This is a genomic window from Sphingomonas sp. BL-S-05 (assembly GCF_055521695.1).
In genome coordinates this window covers 3,078,616-3,096,712 of the sequence record NZ_CM145499.1, presented here as the reverse complement: position 1 = coordinate 3,096,712, position 18,097 = coordinate 3,078,616, and the positions used below count along the sequence as shown (strand labels likewise).

Here is an 18,097-nt window from a genome sequence, read left to right as displayed (position 1 = left end):
GCGCTGATCGCAGCTTCCATGGGCGGAATGATTTCCGCTCCGGTGGCCGCCCAGAACGCGTCCACGACGAAGTCGGCCAGCGCCAGCGTCGCCCCGCGAAAGGCCATTACCGATCCGGTCACGCGGTTCACCCTGGCGAACGGCCTGAAGGTCATCGTGCAGACCAACCGTCGCGTGCCGCTGGTCAGCGCGACGCTGGTCTATAATGTCGGATCGAAGGACGAGAAGCCGGGCCAGCATGGCTATGCCCATCTGTTCGAGCATCTGATGCTCGACGGCAGCGAGCATTGGAACCAGAGCGCGTTCGTTTCGCTGCGCGACCTGGGCGCTACGGATGTCAACGCCGCGACGAACCAGGATACGACCCGCTTCTACGAGACCTTCCCGAAGGCGGCGCTGGAACGCGTGCTGTTTCTCGAAGCCGACCGCATGGGCTATATCGGCGCGGCGCTGACACCCGACCGGATCAAGCGCGAGGTCGGCGTCGTGCTCAACGAAAAGCGCCAGCGCGCCGGCCAGCCCGACGGCACGACCGACGCGATCACCTTCGCCGATCTCTACCCCGCCGACCACCCCTATCACCACAGCACGATCGGCGAGGAGGCCGATCTGAATGCGGTGACCGTCGATACGGCGCGGCAATGGTTCGACGCCTTTTACGGTCCGTCGAACGTCACGCTGATCCTGGCCGGCGACGTGACCGGCGAAGAGGCGCGGCGGCTGGTCGAGAAATATTTCGGCGGCCTGGCACCGCGCCAGCCGCTCGACCGCCTCGTGACGCGCAGCATCCCGCTGGCCGGACCGGTCCGGCGCGAAGTGTACCGGGCGGTGCCGAAGGGCCGTATCTACGCCACCTATATCGCCCCGCCGCAGGGATCGCCGGACATCGCTTCGTTCGATCTCACCGCGCAGATCATGGCGGCCGGCGTCCGTTCGCGGCTGAACCGGCGGATGATCGAGGAACTGGGCATCGCCACCGCCGCCTATGTGACCTTCGACGAGGGCAGCCTGTCGAGCCGCATGGGTTTCGTGGTCGATGGCATTCCGGGCGACCAGATGGCGCGGGCAGAGGCGGAGATGGACGCGATCATCGCCGACTATGCCGCGAAGGGGCCGACCCCGGCCGAACTGGAGGCGGCCAAGACGGCGCGCATCCAGTATCTGCTGGGATTGCAGGGCAGCACCTCGGGCAAGGCGTTCCTGCAGGCGCGGGTTGCGGAGCAGGCGACCAACCCGGACTATGCCGAAACCTATCTCCAGGAACTCCGTACCGCGACGCCGGACAGCGTCCGCCGCACCGTCGCGCCCGTCTATGGCAGCCCGGGCTATCGCCTGATCGCGCGGCCGAAACCGCAATTGCAGGCGACCGCCGGCGGCTATGATCTGAACCAGGGACCGCCGCCGATGGGCGCGATGGCGCCGATCACCTTCCCGGCGGTGGAGCAGGCGCAACTGTCGAACGGACTGAAGGTCGTGCTGGTCCCACGGACCGGCATCATGACCGATGTCGTTCGCCTGCGCTTTGCCGATGCCGGCCTTGCTGGGGCGTCGCGCAATATCGCGCCGATCGCATTCGACCTGCTGGCCGGCAAGGGGACCACCCCCGAACAGCGCGTCCGCGCCGAACGCGCCGAGCGGCTGCGCGGCGGTATCAACGGCGTGACCGAGCTCGACTATGCCGATCTGACGATGGGCTGGAGCGCGAGCGATCTTGCGGCGGGCGTCGCGCTGTTCGGCGATCTGCTGACGAAGCCGGACCTGACGCCGGAGGCGGTCGCCGCGCTCAAAAAGGCGCGGATCGACATGCTGCGGGCGGCGCAGTCGAACGGCAGCGCCATGGCCGATCGCGCGCTCTACGCCGCGATGTACGGCGATGGTCATCCCTATGCCAAGTCGCCGTCGCCGGCAGCGGATATCGCGGCGGTCGAGGCGATCGATGCGACGACGCTGCGCGAATGGCTGCGCGGCCATGTCCGCCCCGATCGCGCGACGCTGTATGTCGCGGCGGACACGACCATGGCGACGCTGCGCCCGCAGCTGGAACAGGCGCTGGCCGGCTGGAAGGCGGTCGGGCCGGCGACCCCGGCACCGGCAATCCCGCCGGCCCGGGGAGAGGCGACACCGTCGCTGACGGTCATCGACCAGCCCGGCGCATCGCAGACCTTCATCATGGCCGGCCAGGTCATGCCGGCGGCCGACCGTCCCGACGGCGTCGACGCGACCGCGACCTGGGCCGCGAACGAGGTCTATGGCGGCAATTCGACGGCGCGGATCGGCAGCAACCTGCGGGTCGACAAGGGCTGGACCTATGGTATCGGTTCGGGGCTGTACGACACGCGTGGCGAACGGCGCTGGATCCTCGCCGGTCGGGTCGAACGCGATCACAGTGGCGAATCGGTCGCCGAACTCATCAAGTAAATGCGGGGCCTGACCGGCGACCGTCTGCCGCAGCAGGCGGAACTCGACCGGATCGCCTCTGCCGCCGCGAACCAGAATGCGGCGAAGCTGGAAGGCGACTGGGACATTCTGACGGCGATGGCCGACGCGCAGTCGGACGGACTGCCGTACGACGATGTCGTGCGCCAGCCGACCCGGTTGCGGGCGCTGACGCTTGAACAACTTCGCGGCAGCGCCGGTCTGTTGGCCGATCCGGCCAAGGTGCACTGGGTCCTGGTCGGGGACTGGCAGCGCATTCGCGATCAGTTTGCGAATCTCAAGCTCGGCACACCGAAGGTGGTCAGGCTGGATCGCTGAAATCGGTTCGTGCCGGCACGTCAACGGGCGGCCGGGCAGGGCGCGAACCTCATCAAGGGGAAGGGAAATATGCGTTCACGTCACGTCGTCGCCGCCAGTCTGCTGGCACTTGCCATCTGCGCACCGGGCGTCGCCCTCGCGCAGGCGAAAACCCTGTCGCAGCCGGCGCTGCCGCTCAGCGAAGCGCTGCAGCGGATCGCCGCCGAATGGGGTACGCCGCTGAACATCGATCCCGACGCGGTAAAGGACCTCACCTCGCGGCCGGTCACCGACGCGCAGTCGCAACGCGACGCCATCGCCCAGGCGACGCGCGGTCTGCCGGTCGCGGTCGTGGTCGACGCGTCGGGCATCTCGATCGTCAACGACATCGTCGTGACGGCGCGGCCGAACGAAGCCGAAAACAGCGTGCTGGTGCGCGGCGCGACCAGTTCGTCGCGCCTCGGCCAGTCGCTGCGCGACCAGGCGCGCAACACGCAGGTCATCTCGGCCAAGCTGCTCGAACGGCAGCAGGCGCAGACGATCCCCGAAGCCCTGGCGAATGCCGGCGGCGTGGTCGTCAACTCCGCCACCGTCCAGGGCGGCGTCGGCTATTCGGTCCGCGGGTTCGATTCGGCCGGTGCGGTCAACGGCCTGCCCTCGGCGTCCAATTCCAGCTTCGCCGCCGGCACGACTCAGTCGCTGGCGAATATCGAGCGGATCGAGGTGCTCAAGGGTCCGGACGCGATCCTGCTGGGCGGCGAGAATCTGGGCGGCACGATCAACATCGTCACCAAGAAGCCGAATGCCGAAGAACGGCTCTATGTCTCGGCGGACACCGGATCGTTCGGCCTGGTACGCGGCACGATCGATGCGAACCGCGCCATCAGCGACAATGATCACCTTAGCGCGCGCATCATCGCCACGGCGGCGACCGCCGACCGGAACTTCGGCGGCTATCGCGGCAACGAGGATTATCTGTTCGCACCGTCGCTGCGTTACAAGAACGCGACGACCGACATCATCCTGTCGGCGACGATCGGCGACCAGATTTTCGGGATGGTGCCCTACACGGTCCTGAACACCGCCACGAAGAAGCCGTTCGACGTCGCTTTCGACCGCCCGCTGGTCGGCGGCAGGGAACAGTTCATCCGTATCGGCACGACCCAGTTCAACGGCGAACTGACGCAAAAGGTTACCGACTGGCTGACCGTCGTCGCACGCGCGCAGCATCAGGAGGTGACGTTCGCGCAGTCGCAATATTCGCCCTACGTCGTGCTCGACAGCAGCGGCGAGTTGCTCATCTCGTCCAGCGGCGTCCGGCAGAAGTCGAATGGCGATGCCCTTGACGGCTTTGCGCGCATCGCGTTCGAGACCGGTCCGGTGAAGCACAAGATCGTCGCCGGTGGGTCCTATGTCGATATCGGCGTCAAGGCGATCTATGCCGAAGATGGCAGCATGTTCCCCTACAATTTCCTGAAGCCCCCGGCCACGTTGCGGCCGCTGGCGCGGGTCTATAACCTGTCGTCGACCGTGACCTCGCAACAGCATGGTTATTACGGGCAGTATCTGCTCGAAACCGGTCCGATCCACCTGATGGCGGGCGTCCGCAGCAACACCAACGATGCGATTTCGATCACGCCGAGCGGCAGGGTCGAGACGCGTTCAACGGCAACGACGCCCAATTATGGTGCGGTCGTCGATATCACCGACGACCTGTCGGTGTTCGGGTCGCTGGCCTATGGCTTCTTGCCCACCTTCGTTTCGGATCGGAACGGCAACCAGCTGCCCAATGTCGAGACGCGCAACGCCGAAACCGGCGTGAAATGGGACCTGTTCGGCGATCGCGTCCTGATCAACGCATCCTATTTCAGCATCCGGCAGAGCAACTTCCTCGACACCGACCCGGCCAATCGCCGGTACCAGATCGCGCTGCCGGGTTTGCTGGGCCAGGGGATCGACCTGAACGTCGCCGGTACGCCGCTGCCCGGACTTACCGTCTCGGCCGCCTATACGCGGACGCTGTACAAGTTCCTGCGTCCGACGAATACGATCGGCAACACCCCCAACGGCCAGCCGCGCGACATATACAACGTCTATGCATCCTACGAACGCAAGATCGCCGGTAACACCCGCGCCGGTCTGGGCGCAGGGGTCGCCGGACGGTCGAGCTCGGCCATCGACCGGCGCAACACCTATCGCATCGATGGCGCGGCGCTGGTCAACCTCAACGGCTTCCTTTCGGTCGGCCCGCTCGACATCAACGTCGGCGTCCGCAACCTGTTCGACAAGGAGAGCTACGCGCCGACCCGCTTCGACAGCTATATTCCGCTTGGCGAACCGCGCACGTGGCGGCTCACGGTTGGCTATCGTTTCTTCTGATCGGGGATTGAGCGCCGATGATGCCGCAACCCACCCAGAGCGGGGAGGTCCGTCGCGAGACGGGCCTCGCCCCACCCCAGGCCGCCACTGCCCGGTGGCGCGACGCGTGGCGGCTGGTCAGCGCCTATTGGCGATCGCCGGACTGGAAGTTCGCATGGTTCGCGTTGATAACCCTGCTGTTCTTCCAGTTCGGTACCGCTTTCATCCTGCTGCGCACCAACCAGTGGCAGCGGCAATTCTTCGACGCGATCGAACAGCGTGACCAGGGGGCGATGATCCCGCTGTTGATCGTGTTCCTGGCGATCATGGCGCTGCAGGTCGCGATGATCCTCGCCGAGAGCCTGATCGACGGTTTGTTGTCGATCCGGTGGCGGACCTACCTGACCCGCGACTATATGGACCGCTGGATGCGGCGCAATCGCTATGCCGAGATCGAGCGGCTGCGGATCATCGACAACCCCGACCAGCGTATCGCCGACGACCTCAACAACATTACCGCTGCGGTCGGCATGAACATCGGCGCGCTGCATATCGTGCTGCGGCTGATCGCATCGATCGTATCGGCCGTCACCTTCGCGATGATCCTGCTCGAAACGGCGCCGCCGATCGAATTCTCGCTGGGCGGCACGGCATTCTCCATCCCCGGCAGCACGGTGTGGTATGCGGTCGGCTATGCCCTGATCGGGTCGTATCTGACGACAAAGATCGGCCAGCCCTTCGTCCGCGCAATGATGCGCCAGCAGCATCGCGAAGCCGATTTCCGGGCCGGGCTGATCCATGTCCGCCGCAACGCCGCGCAGATCGGCCTTGCCGGCGCGGTCACGACCGAACGGCAGGCGATGGAACAGTCGTTCGACGCGGTACGGCTGAACTTCCGCTCGGTCATCTACAGCTCGCTCGGCCTGACCGCCGCGGGCAGCATCTACGACCGGATGGGGGCGGTCGTGCCGCTGTTCATCATGGTGCCGACCTATTTCGCGGGCGGCATGTCGTTCGGGCAGTTGATGGCGGGACAACAGGCGTTCAACCAGCTCGGATTGCAACTCGGCTATTTCGTCAAAAGCTATCAGCTGATCGGTCAGCAGATCAGCTACTTCAATCGTATCAAGGGGTTGGATGATGCCCTCGACGATGCGCGGCCGGCCGGCATTTCCGTGGGGGCCGGGACCGCACCGGGTATCGCCCTCGCGACCGATAATCTGGCGATCCATCGTCCGCATGGCGGGACGCTGGTCAACGTCGGCGACTGGAAGGTCCGGGGTGGCGAGCGCTGGGCGGTCCGCGGCGCGTCCGGCACCGGCAAGTCGACGCTGGTCCGCGCGCTGGCGGGTTTGTGGCCCGATGGTCATGGCGGCGTCGCGCTGGCGAACGATAGTCGCGCGATGTTCGTGCCGCAACGGCTCTATCTGCCGCTGGGTACGCTCAAGGCGGCAGTCTGCTTCCCGGACCGGCCGGAGGACCATGACGACGGCCTGATCGACGCCCTTCTCCACAGCGTGCGGCTGGGCGATCTCGCCGACCAGATCCATGGCGTGCGGCTCTGGCAGGAGGAACTCTCGCCGGGCGAGCAGCAGCGCATCGCCCTGGCGCGCATCCTGCTCCATCGCCCGGACGTGCTGGTTCTCGACGAAGCGACCAGCGCGCTCGACGCCGACAATACCCGGCATTTCTATGACTGCGTGACCGGCGAATTGCGGCGGGCGACGATCGTCAGCGTCATCCATGACGAAACGCTGCTGGCGTACCACACGCACGCGCTCACCTTCGCCGATGGCCGGGCGCATGCCGCCGCCATCGACCATTCCATCGAACGCGGCTGACGGCCCCGCACGCACGGAGCGCCCATATGCCGCAAAGGATCAGGACAGCAATGAATCGCAAGGTTTCCGACGTCACCGGCATGGATTTCGCCGACGTTACCGCACAGCAGGGAACGACCCTGTTCGACCTGTGGTCGCCGAGCTGCGCGCCCTGCGCGGCACTGGCCCCCATTCTCGACGACCTGGCCAATGATTTCGCGGGCGAGGTCCGCATCTGCAAGGCAGACATCGTTGCCGACACCGCGCTGGGCGAAGGGTTCGGCGTCCGCTCGTTGCCGACGCTGGCGCTTTATCGCGACGGGACCGAGGTCGACCGGATCGTCGGTTTCCGTTCCCGGGCACAGCTTACCATGTGGCTCGAGAGTCATTTATGACCATCGCGTTCGGGGGTGATGCGACGGTCAAGTCCGGCTTGCTTGCGCGGTTGCAGTCGCATGTGGCCGACGGCACGCTGCGGTTCGGCGCGACGGCATGGGACGGGCGGGGTGGTACGCCGCTCGGCGTGTCGACCCGGGGCGGCGACAGCGCCGACTATGCCGCGCAATTCGGCTATCCCCTCGCGCTGGCCGGGCTGCTCGACCCGTTGACGGCCTATGCCAGCCCCGACCGCGCCAGCGACGTAGCGCTGGCGTGGGTCGATCGGGTCGCGGTCGGGGCGGACCTGTCCTTGGTTCCCGGACGGATCGTCGACCATCTGCTCGGCGCGATGGGTGCGGACCGGCTGGCGGCACCCTATCGTGCGGAGCTGCGGCAATTCCATCATGCCGAAACATCGTCCGCGCCGCCCGCGCGCCGCGACTGGGCGGACCTGCGCGCACGGCTGGAACAGGCGGTGGAGGCAGTGCCGCCCGCGAGCGACGCCCGGGCGGCACTGGCGGCGTGCGCCACCGCATGCTGGCCGCTGACGACCAGCAGTTCGGTTCTGCCGACGTTGCTCGCCGTCTGGGTCAGGGACGTCAATCGCTTCCCCGATCCGGAATTCAGCGAAGAGGTACGCGCCCGATCGCACGCCATGCTCGACGAAATTTATCGTGAGACCCAGCCGCAGCGCGACGCGGACGAACCGGTGGACATCCCGGCGATGTTCCGAGCCCGCGCGCCCATCCTCTCCGCCGCGTTCGAGGCGCAACTCGCCCGATCGACCGCCCGCTTCCACGATCGCGCGCATGCGGTGCCGGACATGGTGCTGACGCATCTCGTGGCTGCCTGATTTCGACGAACCTTTGCAGGAACCATCATGCCTCACATTCTTGCGGACGCGACCGCATTGCCGCCCTTTGCCGCCATCACCCCCGATGCGATCGGACCCGCGATCGACGCGGTGATCGCCGATCGCGACGCGACCGTCGACCATCTGCTGGCGACCAGCCCGACCAGTTTCGACGATGCGTGGATGCCGCTGGAACGCGGCGAAGTCGCGATCGGCGCCTTGTGGTCGGCCGTGTCGCATCTTCAGGCGGTGGCAGACACGCCCGAATTGCGCGCGGCCCATGCCGAAGGGCAGGCGAAACTGGTCGAGGCGAACATGCGCGTGCAGCAGAATCGCGACCTGCACGACCTGTTCGGCAATCTCGCCGCCAGCGCCGACTTCGCCACCCTGCCGCAGGCGGACCGGGTGGCGGTGGAACAGGCGATCCGCAACGCCACGCTGTCCGGCGTGGCGCTCTCGCCCGCGGGACGGGCGCGCTTTGCCGAAATCTCGGTCGAACTGTCGGCACTGTCCAACGCGTTCGCGAGCGCGGTCCTCGACGCGACGCAGGCGTGGAGCGAGCATGTGACCGACGAAGCGCTGCTTGCCGGCGTGTCGAACGGCGACAAGGCGATGTTCGCTGCCGCGGCCCGTGCGCGCGGCCTCGATGGCTGGCTGGTGACGCTGCAGATGCCGAGCGTCGCGGCGATCCTGACCTTCGCCGAAGATCGCGATCTGCGCGAACGCGTCTACACCGCCTTCGGCACCCGCGCATCCGATCAGGGGCCGCATGCGGGACAGTTCGACAATAGCGAACGGATCGGCCGCATCGTCGCGCTCCGGCGCGAGGGGGCGAAGCTGCTGGGGTTCACCGATCCGGTCGAATGGTCGCTCGCGACCAAGATGGCACCGAATGCCGGCGAAGTGCTGACGTTCCTGCGCGATCTCGCCGCCCGTGCGCGCCCGTTCGCCGAGGCGGAGATGGCGACGCTGCGCGACTTCGCCGCGACCGAACTGGGGCTGGACGATCTGCAGCCCTGGGACGTGGGTTTCGCGTCGGACCGGCTGCGCGCGCGCCGGCACGCCGTCGACGAAGCGGAAGTGCGCACCTATTTCCCGGTGCAGCGCGTCCTCGCGGGGTGGCATGACCTTGTCGGGCGCCTCTATGGCATCCGCCTGATCGAACGCGGCGATGTCGACGTGCCGCACCCCGATTGCACCTATTTCGACGCCGTCGACGCCGATGGTCGGGTCTTTGCCGGCCTCTATCTCGACCTGCATGCCCGGCCGGGCAAGCGGGGCGGGGCATGGATGGCGGATGCCCGTTCCCGGCTGAACGACGGCAATGTGCGGCAGGTCCCGGTCGCCTATCTGACGTGCAATTTCTCGCCCGAGACCGCCGATGCGCCGGCCCTGCTGTCGCATCGCGAGGTCGTCACGCTGCTGCACGAAACCGGGCATTGCCTGCATCATCTGTTCACCGAGGTCGACCGACCCGGCATCGCCGGCACCTCGGGCGTCGAATGGGACGCGATCGAGTTGCCCAGCCAGTTGATGGAGGACTTCGCCTGGGATCGCGGCGTGCTGACCGGCATGTCGGGGCACCATGCCACCGGCGCCCCGCTGCCCGGCGACCTGTTCGACCGGATGGTCGCCGCGCGCCATTTCCAGGCGGGCATGTTCCTGGTGCGACAGATCGAGTTCGCGATGTTCGACCTGTTGTTGCATCTGGGAACGCTGGGCGACGATCCGATGTCGGTGATCGAGGCGGTTCGGGACGAAGTGGCGGTCGTCCGGCCGCCGGCATGGCACCGTTTCCCCCACGGCTTCCTGCATATCTTCGCGATGAACTACGCCTCGGGCTATTACAGCTATCTGTGGGCGGAGGTACTGGCCGCCGACGGGTTCGCGAAGTTCGTGGAGGCCGGCATCGTCGACCGGGCGACGGGCGACGCGTTCCGTGCCGAGGTGCTGGCACGCGGTGCTACCCGCCCGGCGGCGGAAAGCTTCCGTGCCTTTCGCGGCCGCGACGCCGATCTGGCGCCGCTGCTGGCGCGCCACGGGCTGGTATGACGAACGACGTCCGGACGTGGCGTGCCGAGGCGGTGCGCCTGATCGAGGCGGATTACAACCGCTCCGCCGATACGCACCTCGTGCCGATCGCACTGCCGCGCCATGGCGGCGTGACGCTGTACCTGAAGGACGAAAGCAGCCATCCGACCGGCAGCCTGAAACACCGGCTGGCGCGCTCGCTGTTCCTCTATGCGCTGTGCAACGGCTGGATCGGGCCGGATACCTGCGTCATCGAGGCGTCGTCGGGCTCGACGGCGGTCAGCGAGGCGTATTTCGCGCGCATGCTGGGGCTGCGTTTCATCGCGGTCGTGCCGGCGGCGACCGCCGCGCCCAAGATCGATGCGATCCGCTTCTATGGCGGGGAAATCCATCCGGTCGACGATCCGCGGACGGTATATGCCGTCGCGCAGCGGCTGGCGACGGAAACGGGTGGCCACTACCTCGACCAGTTCACCAATGCGGAACGCGCGACCGACTGGCGCGGCAACAACAATATCGCCGAGTCGATCTTTGCGCAGATGGCGCGCGAGGAACATCCGATCCCGACCTGGGTCGTGTGCGGCGCGGGAACCGGCGGCACGTCGGCGACCATCGGCCGCTATCTGCGGTACCAGCGGCATGCGACCCGGCTCTGCGTCGCCGATCCCGCCCATTCGGTCTTCCACCGTCACTATGCCGATCCGACGGTAACGACCCTGCCCGAAGGGTGCGCCAGCCGCATCGAGGGCATTGGTCGGCCGCGCGTCGAACCCAGCTTCGTGCCGACCGTCATCGACCGGATGTTCGCGGTCGAGGACGCGGCGTCGATCGGCGCGATGCGCGCGCTGTCGGAACGGCTGGGACGGCGGGTCGGTGGTTCGACCGGCACCAACCTCGTCGCCTGTTTCGCGCTGGCGGACGAAATGGTGGCGGCCGGCCAGGCGGGAAGCATCGTTACCCTGCTGTGCGACGGGGGCGAGCGGTACGGCTGTACCTATTATGACGACGACTGGCTGAACGAGCGCGCGGTCGATTGGCGCGCGGCGAGGCAGGCCTGTGCGGCGATGCTGTGAAGCATCCGGTTCGCGCCGGTCGGCCGCGAACCGGGCTGCTGCCGTTGCCACAGGGACCGGGTCCGGCCTGAACCCCCGGCTATCGCGATCGGACCAAGCTCCTCGGCGAATGTGCGACGAACCGCGGATCGCCGACGCCGACTCCGTTCGCGCGCCTTTCCCGACAGCCGCGCAGACCCCCCGACCCGGTTCAGGTCCGCCGTCCGAAATTTTCTGAACCGGGCAGTGCCGCGAATACGAGCAGCCTGACCAATTTTCAGGCAAGGCCCGCATCTCCGCGTTCGAAGGCAAGGGGCTGATTCAATAACGAAAATGTCTCGGCAGGTCGTTGCGCAATGCCGATATTGCAATCGACTGCCTGATTAAGCGGCGGATACTGCGAACGTCGCAGGACAAGTTGGTCTAGATTGGTATTTTTTTTGGTAAGACCATCTTGACGACCAATTGCATTCGTCTGACAAGTCGTCATCCGCATACGGAATACCGTGTCGGAACCTAGTCAACGGGCCTCGCCCGATCCCGCGTATCCGCCGATCCTTTCCATGCCTTTGACGAGGTAGATGATTATGCGCGTCCACCAGTTTTCCCCCGCCGCCTCGCGCATTTCGTGGCGCGCCCTGCTGATCGCGGGCAGCGCAGCGATGCTGACCAGCCCCGCTTTGGCGCAGGAGTCGACCACGGCACAGCCGCCCGCCGACCCGCTGGCGCAGGCGCAGACGCCCAAGCCGAGCCTGCCCGCGCCGCAGACCGCGCAGGAAGTCGTGACCGGACAGGAGGATGCGGGCGATGGTGAGATCACCGTCACCGGATATCGCCGCTCGATCGCAACCGCGCTGGAGGCGAAGCGCGCCGATGTGCGCGTGACCGACGGCATTTCGTCGGAGGATATCGGCAAGTTCCCGTCGGAGAATATCACCGAGGCGGTGCAGCGCATCTCCGGCGTGCAGATGTCGAACGTCAACGGACGTGGCGCGACGATCAGCATCCGTGGTCTGGGGCCGCAATATGCCAACACCACGATCAACGGGCAGACGTTCCAGAGCGCCGACTTCACCGACGGCTTCCGCTATGACGTCGTCCAGACCGATCTCGCGTCGAGCATTCAGGTCATCAAGTCGCCGACCGCCAATATGGATGCGGGCGGCCTGTCGGGCACGGTCAATATCGATACGCTCAAGCCGCTCGAATATCGCGGCGACCATATCATCCTGTCGGTAAAGGGGCAGAAGGCGGAGAATGCCGATGGCGGCATCACGCCGAAGGTCAGCGCGACCTATGTGAACAAATATCTCGACAACAGGCTCGGCGTGTTCCTGAACGCCAGCTACCAGAAGCTGAAGGATCGCGCCGATTATCTGTGGATGGACCGCTGGTTCACCACCGAGACCAGCGCCGGCACCGTCTATACACCGCGCCGCCTGCGCTATCGCCGGATCGATCGCGAGACCAATCGCCTGTTGCTCAACGCCGGGCTGCAATATCAGCCGACGGAGACGCTCGAACTGGCTGCCAGCGCCATCTATGCCCGCGACCACACGACTTATGACGTCAACCAGCAGGTATTCGGGTTCGACCGCACCCGGCAGACCGTCACCAAGACGCAGGGCCTGACCAATTCGGCGATCACCGCCGACAATGTCTATACCGACAACAACCGGCAGGCCGAAAAGCGCAACCTGTCGAGCGCCGCCTATACTGCGACCGCCAAGTGGAACAGCGAGGGCTGGCACGCGCAACTGGTCGGTCACTATACCAAGGGCGACTCGCTGCAGCGTGAGGATGCTGCGATCTATTCGGTCTATATGAACGGACTGTCGCTCGACTATTCGGACCCCGACGATGTGAAGTTCAGCGTCACCACGCCGCTGACCGATACGAACCAATATGCGACCAATCGCCTGTTGCGCGCGACCTATCCGAACGGTGCCACCCGTCTGGCCGACGCAGCGGAACGCGCGACGCAATTCGACCTGACCCGCGATCTCGACGGTGGCTTCCTCAAGTCGGTGACGATCGGTGCGAAGTATCGGCACGAAAGCTTCGACCGGCATGTCTCGCGCCATGATCGCGACGCATCGGGCGCGGTACCGTTCACCGCCTTTCCGACGATCGCCAGCGCCAATTACCTCGTCACCGACTTCCTGAACGGGCGGATGTCGATCCCGAACAGCTGGGTCGCGCCGTCGCTCGCCGCCAACGAACAGGCGTTGAAGGACCAGAACGTCACCGTGCCCGACCTGTTCGCGCCGGAATCGAGCTATCAGGTCGATCGCTTCATCCCGGCGGTCTATGCGATGACCAACATCGACACGACGCTGTTCGGCATGGGGGTGCGCGGCAATATCGGCGCTCGCTACGAACGGACCAAGCAGAAGATCGCGGGTTATCTGACCCGCGACGTGCCGGGGGCCGAGGTCGATGCGGTCGCGGGCACCTATGTCACGCGTAAGGACTATGGCAATTTCCTGCCGAGCGCGGCGCTGATCCTCGACGTGACCGACGGGGTGCTGGTGCGCGCGGCGGCAGCCAAGGTGCTGGTGCGCCCGCTGCTCAATTCGAACACCTCGCTGGCGCAGGTCCGCTCGACCACCCGCGACAGCCAGAACCGGGTGTTCAACAATATCGACCTGGGTCAGGCGAACCTGTCGCCGCTGACCGCCAAGCAGTACGACCTCGGCGTCGAATATTATTACGGACAGGGCAACGCGCTCAGCCTGAACGGTTTCTGGAAGGATATCCGCAACGGCACCTTCTCGCGGCTGATCTGTCCCTCGACGTTCGAAGGGGCGTCGCTCGCGATCGACGGCGACGGCGAATGCCGGGCTTCGAACGGCGAATATTACGACATCACCGAAACGCTGAACGACAGCTCGACGGTGACGATCAAGGGGTTCGAGGCGGCGTGGACCCAGTCGCTCGACAATCTGCTGCCGGTCGACGGCTTCGGCTTTACCGGCAACTATACCCGCGTGATCCCGGAAAAGGTCGCGAACGGCCAGGGCTACCGCGTCCGCAACCTGTCGCGGCAGACATGGAACTTCACCGGTTATTGGGAGGACGACACCTTCTCGATCCGGGCATCGGTCAATCGCCGCAGCTCGTACGAACAGGATTTCTCCGACAGCTTCTTCGCGCGCGAAGGCCATACGGTGCGGGGCCGCACCCAGGTCGATCTGGCGCTCGGCTATGCGGTGAACGAGCATCTGAACTTCGCGGCGGGGGTCATCAACCTCAACGACGCCAGCGAGGAGGCGTATAAGGACTTCACCGATCGCTGGCAGATGAGCAGCGTCACCGGCCGGAATTACTATCTGTCGGCGACCGCGCGCTTCTGATCCGGTGATGGCGGGATGGGGGGTGCCGGACCTACCCCCATCCCGTCGCTATCGCGTTCCGGCGGGGGTGTGCGATGACGATTTCGAGGACGCTGTTCTGGGCCGGGGCGATGGTGCTGGCCGGGATCGCCACTCCCCTGTCCGCCCGCCCCGCCCCGACGGCCCCCCCGCTGAAGGCCGAACCGAGTGGCGTCGCGGCGGCACGGGCGGCGCTCGCCCGGTTGCGGCTCGCGCCCGAACGGCTCGCGCTGACGCTGACCCCCGGTACCGATCCGGCCTATAGCATCACCGCCGATGGTCGCCGCACCCGCATCGACGCGACCTCGCCGGTGGCGCTGGTGCGGGGCGCCTATAGCTATTGGAACGCGGCGGGCGCGGCGTCGCTCAGTTGGGAAGGCGACCGGATCGCGCTGCCCGCGCGGCTGCCACAGGGCACGACCGGACCGGTGACCTCGCCCTTCGCGCACCGCGTGTATCTGAACACCTGCACCTATGGCTACACCACGCCCTTCTGGGATTGGGCGCGCTGGGAACGCGAGATCGACTGGATGGCGGCGCAGGGCGTCGACATGCCGCTGGCGATGGAGGGGCAGGAATATATCTGGCGCGCGCTGTGGCGGGAGAACGGCCTGTCCGATGCCGCGATCGCCGCGTCGATGTCCGGTCCCGCCTTTCTCCCGTGGCAGCGCATGGGCAATATCGAGGGGTATCGCAGCCCGTTGTCGGCCAACTGGATCGACGACAAGCACGCGCTGCAACGCCGTATCCTGTCGCGGATGCGCGCGCTCGGCATGACGCCGGTGCTGCCCGCCTTTGCCGGCTATGTGCCCAAAGCCTTCGCCGACGCCCATCCCAAGGCGCGGATCTACAGGATGCGGGCATGGGAAGGGTTCAACGCCACCTATTGGCTCGACCCGTCCGATCCGCTGTTCGCGGTGCTGGCGAAGCGGTTCATCGACCTCTACACCCGCGAATATGGCGCGGGGCGATATTACCTGGCCGACGCCTTCAACGAAATGGTCCCGCCGATCGCCGAGGACGGCAGCGACGCCGCCAGCGCGGTGTATGGCGACAGCATCGCCAACACCGCCGCCGCCCGCGCCGCTGCCCTGCCGCCCGAAGTCCGCGCCGCCCGGCTCGCCGCCTATGGCGAACGGCTATATCGTTCGATCGCCGATGCCGCGCCGGGCGCGACATGGGTCATGCAGGGCTGGCTGTTCGGCGCGGACAAGCATTTCTGGACGCCCGATGCCATCGCCGCCTTCCTGTCGAAGGTGCCGGACCAGCGGATGCTGGTGCTCGATATCGGCAATGATCGCTATCCCGGCATCTGGCACGATACCAAGGCGTTCGACGGCAAGAACTGGGTCTATGGCTATGTCCATAATTATGGCGGGTCGAACCCGGTTTATGGCGATCTCGACTTCTATCGCCGCGATCTGGCGGCACTCGCCGCCGACGCGGGCAAGGGGCGGCTGACCGGGTTCGGCATGTTCCCCAAAGGATTGCACAATAACTCGATCGTCTATGCCAACAGCTATGATCTGGCGTGGAATCGGGGCGGCGCGTCGACCGCGAACTGGCTGCACGACTATGCAGCGGCACGCTATGGTTCGGCGACCCCGGCGATCGATGCCGCCTGGGCCGATATCGCGAAGGGTGCCTATAGCAGCCGTTACTGGACGCCGCGCTGGTGGGAGAGCAAGGCCGGCGCCTATCTGTTCTTCAAGCGTCCGACCGAGGCGGCGACTGGGTGGCCGGCATCGCCGGGCGACCCGGTGGCGCTGCGCGCCGGGATCGACCGATTGCTGGGTCAGGCACCGCAACTGCGCGGGGAGGCGCTCTATCGCTTCGATCTGGTCGACTTCACCCGCCATTATGCGCTGCTCCGGCTCGACGCGCGGGTGAAGCGGGCGGTGACCGCCTATGCTGCGGGCGACGTGGCTGGCGGCGACCGGGCCGCAGCGGGGATCGCGCCGCTGGCGCGGGCCATCGACCTGCTGCTCGGCAACCAGCAGGAGACGCTGTCGAGCTGGATCGACATGGCCCGTGCCTATGCCCGCACCCCCGCCGACGCACGCGATTTCGTCGCCAATGCCAAGGCGCAGGTGACGATCTGGGGTGGTGACGGCAATCTTGCCGATTATGCGTCGAAGGCGTGGCAGGGCATGGTCGCCGATTTCTACCTGCCGCGCTGGCAACGCTTTCTGCAGGACCGCCGCGCCGCCGCCGTCACCGGCAAGCCGTTCGACGATGCCGCCTTCCGCACCGCGATGAAGGCATGGGAACGCGATTGGGTGCAGGACGACAAGGCCTATCGCCGCACCCGCCCGCGCGATGTCATCGCACAGGCGCGCACGGTATTGGCACTGGCAGACGCCGAATGAGCGCACCCGGCCGCGCGCGCTTCGTTTCGCTCGACATGTTCCGCGGCGCGACGATCTTCCTGATGATCGTCGTCAACACCGCCGGGCCGGGCGCCGCGCCCTTCGCGCAACTTAGCCATGCACCATGGTTCGGCTTTACCCTGGCCGACCTGATCTTCCCGACCTTCCTGTTCGCGGTCGGCAATGCGATGAGCTTCGCGCTGCGGCCCGACCTTGCCGCCCCTACCTTCCTTGCGCGGGTGGCGAAGCGAGCGGGACTGATCTTCCTGCTCGGCTTTCTGATGTTCTGGTATCCGTTCGTGGCACCCGGACCCGATGGCGGCTTCGTGGCAAAGTCGCTCGGCGATGCGCGGATCCCCGGCGTGCTGCAACGGATCGCGCTATGCTATCTGCTGGCCGCGCCGATCGCCCGCTATTGCTCGCCGCGCGCCATACTGATGATCTGTGCTGCGTTGCTCATCGGCTATTGGCTGATCCTGCTGGGGTTCAGTCCGGCGGGACAGGCCTATGCCCCGCTCGGCAATATCGGCACGACGATCGACCTGACCCTGTTCGGGCGCGATCATCTTTATCGCAAGATGGGTGGGTTCGATCCCGAAGGGCTGCTCGGCACGCTGCCGGCGACGGTCAACGTCCTCGCCGGCTTTCTGGTCGGCCGCCGCGTGCAACGGGCCGGCAACCATGCCCGGTCGGTCGCGGGGATCGCAGTCGCCGGCGCGGGATCGATCATCCTCGCCCTTCTCTGGTCGCCATGGTTTCCGATCGGCAAGCGGCTGTGGACCGGGCCGTTCGCGTTGCTGACGATCGGCATCGACATGCTGTTCCTGGCGGGCTTCGTGTGGGCGATCGAGCTGCGCAAGGTTGCGGCCGGGCGCCGGTTCCTGACCATCCTCGGGCGCAATCCGCTCGCGATCTACATCTTCTCCGAACTGCTGGTCGTGACACTGCAACTCGTACCGGTGCCGCCCTATGGCGGGCTGTACGACTGGATCGGCATCGCCGTCTTCCAGACCGTTATCCCGGGTCCCGTCGGGTCGCTGGCCTGCGCCCTCTGCTACGCGCTGGTCTGCTGGGCGTTTGGCTGGTGGCTCGACCGCCGCGGCTGGCTGCTGAAAGTCTAGGCACCGGC

11 protein-coding genes are annotated in these 18,097 nt (G+C 66.3%); all 11 read left to right on the top strand.

Annotation, left to right across the window (positions count from 1 at the left end; all coding sequences use genetic code 11):
* The first annotated feature begins 18 nt into the window (after nt 1-18).
* A complete protein-coding gene (locus tag ACZ1JS_RS14435) occupies nt 19-2,418 on the top strand; it encodes a M16 family metallopeptidase (protein WP_465166663.1) in 2,400 nt (799 codons plus the stop codon).
* Nucleotides 2,419-2,754: a hypothetical protein gene (locus ACZ1JS_RS14430; protein WP_465166662.1), complete on the top strand. Its 336-nt coding sequence runs from the start codon at nt 2,419-2,421 to the stop codon at nt 2,752-2,754. It begins immediately after the preceding gene.
* A 69-nt stretch (nt 2,755-2,823) separates the two neighbouring features.
* Nucleotides 2,824-5,112, top strand: a complete 2,289-nt coding sequence (locus ACZ1JS_RS14425) for a TonB-dependent siderophore receptor (protein ID WP_465166661.1) — start codon at nt 2,824-2,826, stop codon at nt 5,110-5,112.
* A 17-nt stretch (nt 5,113-5,129) separates the two neighbouring features.
* A complete protein-coding gene (locus tag ACZ1JS_RS14420; protein ID WP_465166660.1) occupies nt 5,130-6,932 on the top strand; it encodes an ABC transporter ATP-binding protein/permease in 1,803 nt (600 codons plus the stop codon).
* A gap of 50 nt (nt 6,933-6,982) precedes the next feature.
* The gene (locus ACZ1JS_RS14415) at nt 6,983-7,306 is read left to right on the top strand and encodes a thioredoxin family protein (RefSeq protein ID WP_465166659.1); all 324 of its coding nucleotides are present in this window, start codon (nt 6,983-6,985) and stop codon (nt 7,304-7,306) included.
* Nucleotides 7,303-8,142, top strand: coding sequence for a hypothetical protein (locus ACZ1JS_RS14410; protein ID WP_465166658.1), 840 nt, complete (start codon nt 7,303-7,305; stop codon nt 8,140-8,142). The genes ACZ1JS_RS14415 and ACZ1JS_RS14410 overlap by 4 nt, the downstream gene beginning before the upstream one ends.
* Before the next feature lie 27 nt (nt 8,143-8,169).
* On the top strand, nt 8,170-10,194 hold the full coding sequence (locus tag ACZ1JS_RS14405; protein WP_465166657.1) for a M3 family metallopeptidase: 2,025 nt from the start codon (nt 8,170-8,172) through the stop codon (nt 10,192-10,194).
* Nucleotides 10,191-11,246, top strand: a complete 1,056-nt coding sequence (locus ACZ1JS_RS14400; RefSeq protein WP_465166656.1) for a PLP-dependent cysteine synthase family protein — start codon at nt 10,191-10,193, stop codon at nt 11,244-11,246. Before ACZ1JS_RS14405 ends, ACZ1JS_RS14400 begins: the two co-directional genes overlap by 4 nt.
* Nucleotides 11,247-11,812: 566 nt before the next feature.
* Nucleotides 11,813-14,581 carry a TonB-dependent receptor gene (locus ACZ1JS_RS14395; RefSeq protein WP_465166655.1) on the top strand — a complete coding sequence of 923 codons (2,769 nt, stop codon included), beginning with the start codon at nt 11,813-11,815 and terminating at the stop codon, nt 14,579-14,581.
* 74 nt (nt 14,582-14,655) lie between these two features.
* Complete coding sequence (locus ACZ1JS_RS14390; protein ID WP_465166654.1) at nt 14,656-16,968, top strand: alpha-N-acetylglucosaminidase; 2,313 nt, start codon at nt 14,656-14,658, stop codon at nt 16,966-16,968.
* Complete coding sequence (locus ACZ1JS_RS14385) at nt 16,965-18,089, top strand: acyltransferase family protein (RefSeq protein ID WP_465166653.1); 1,125 nt, start codon at nt 16,965-16,967, stop codon at nt 18,087-18,089. Before ACZ1JS_RS14390 ends, ACZ1JS_RS14385 begins: the two co-directional genes overlap by 4 nt.
* Nucleotides 18,090-18,097: the final 8 nt, after the last annotated feature.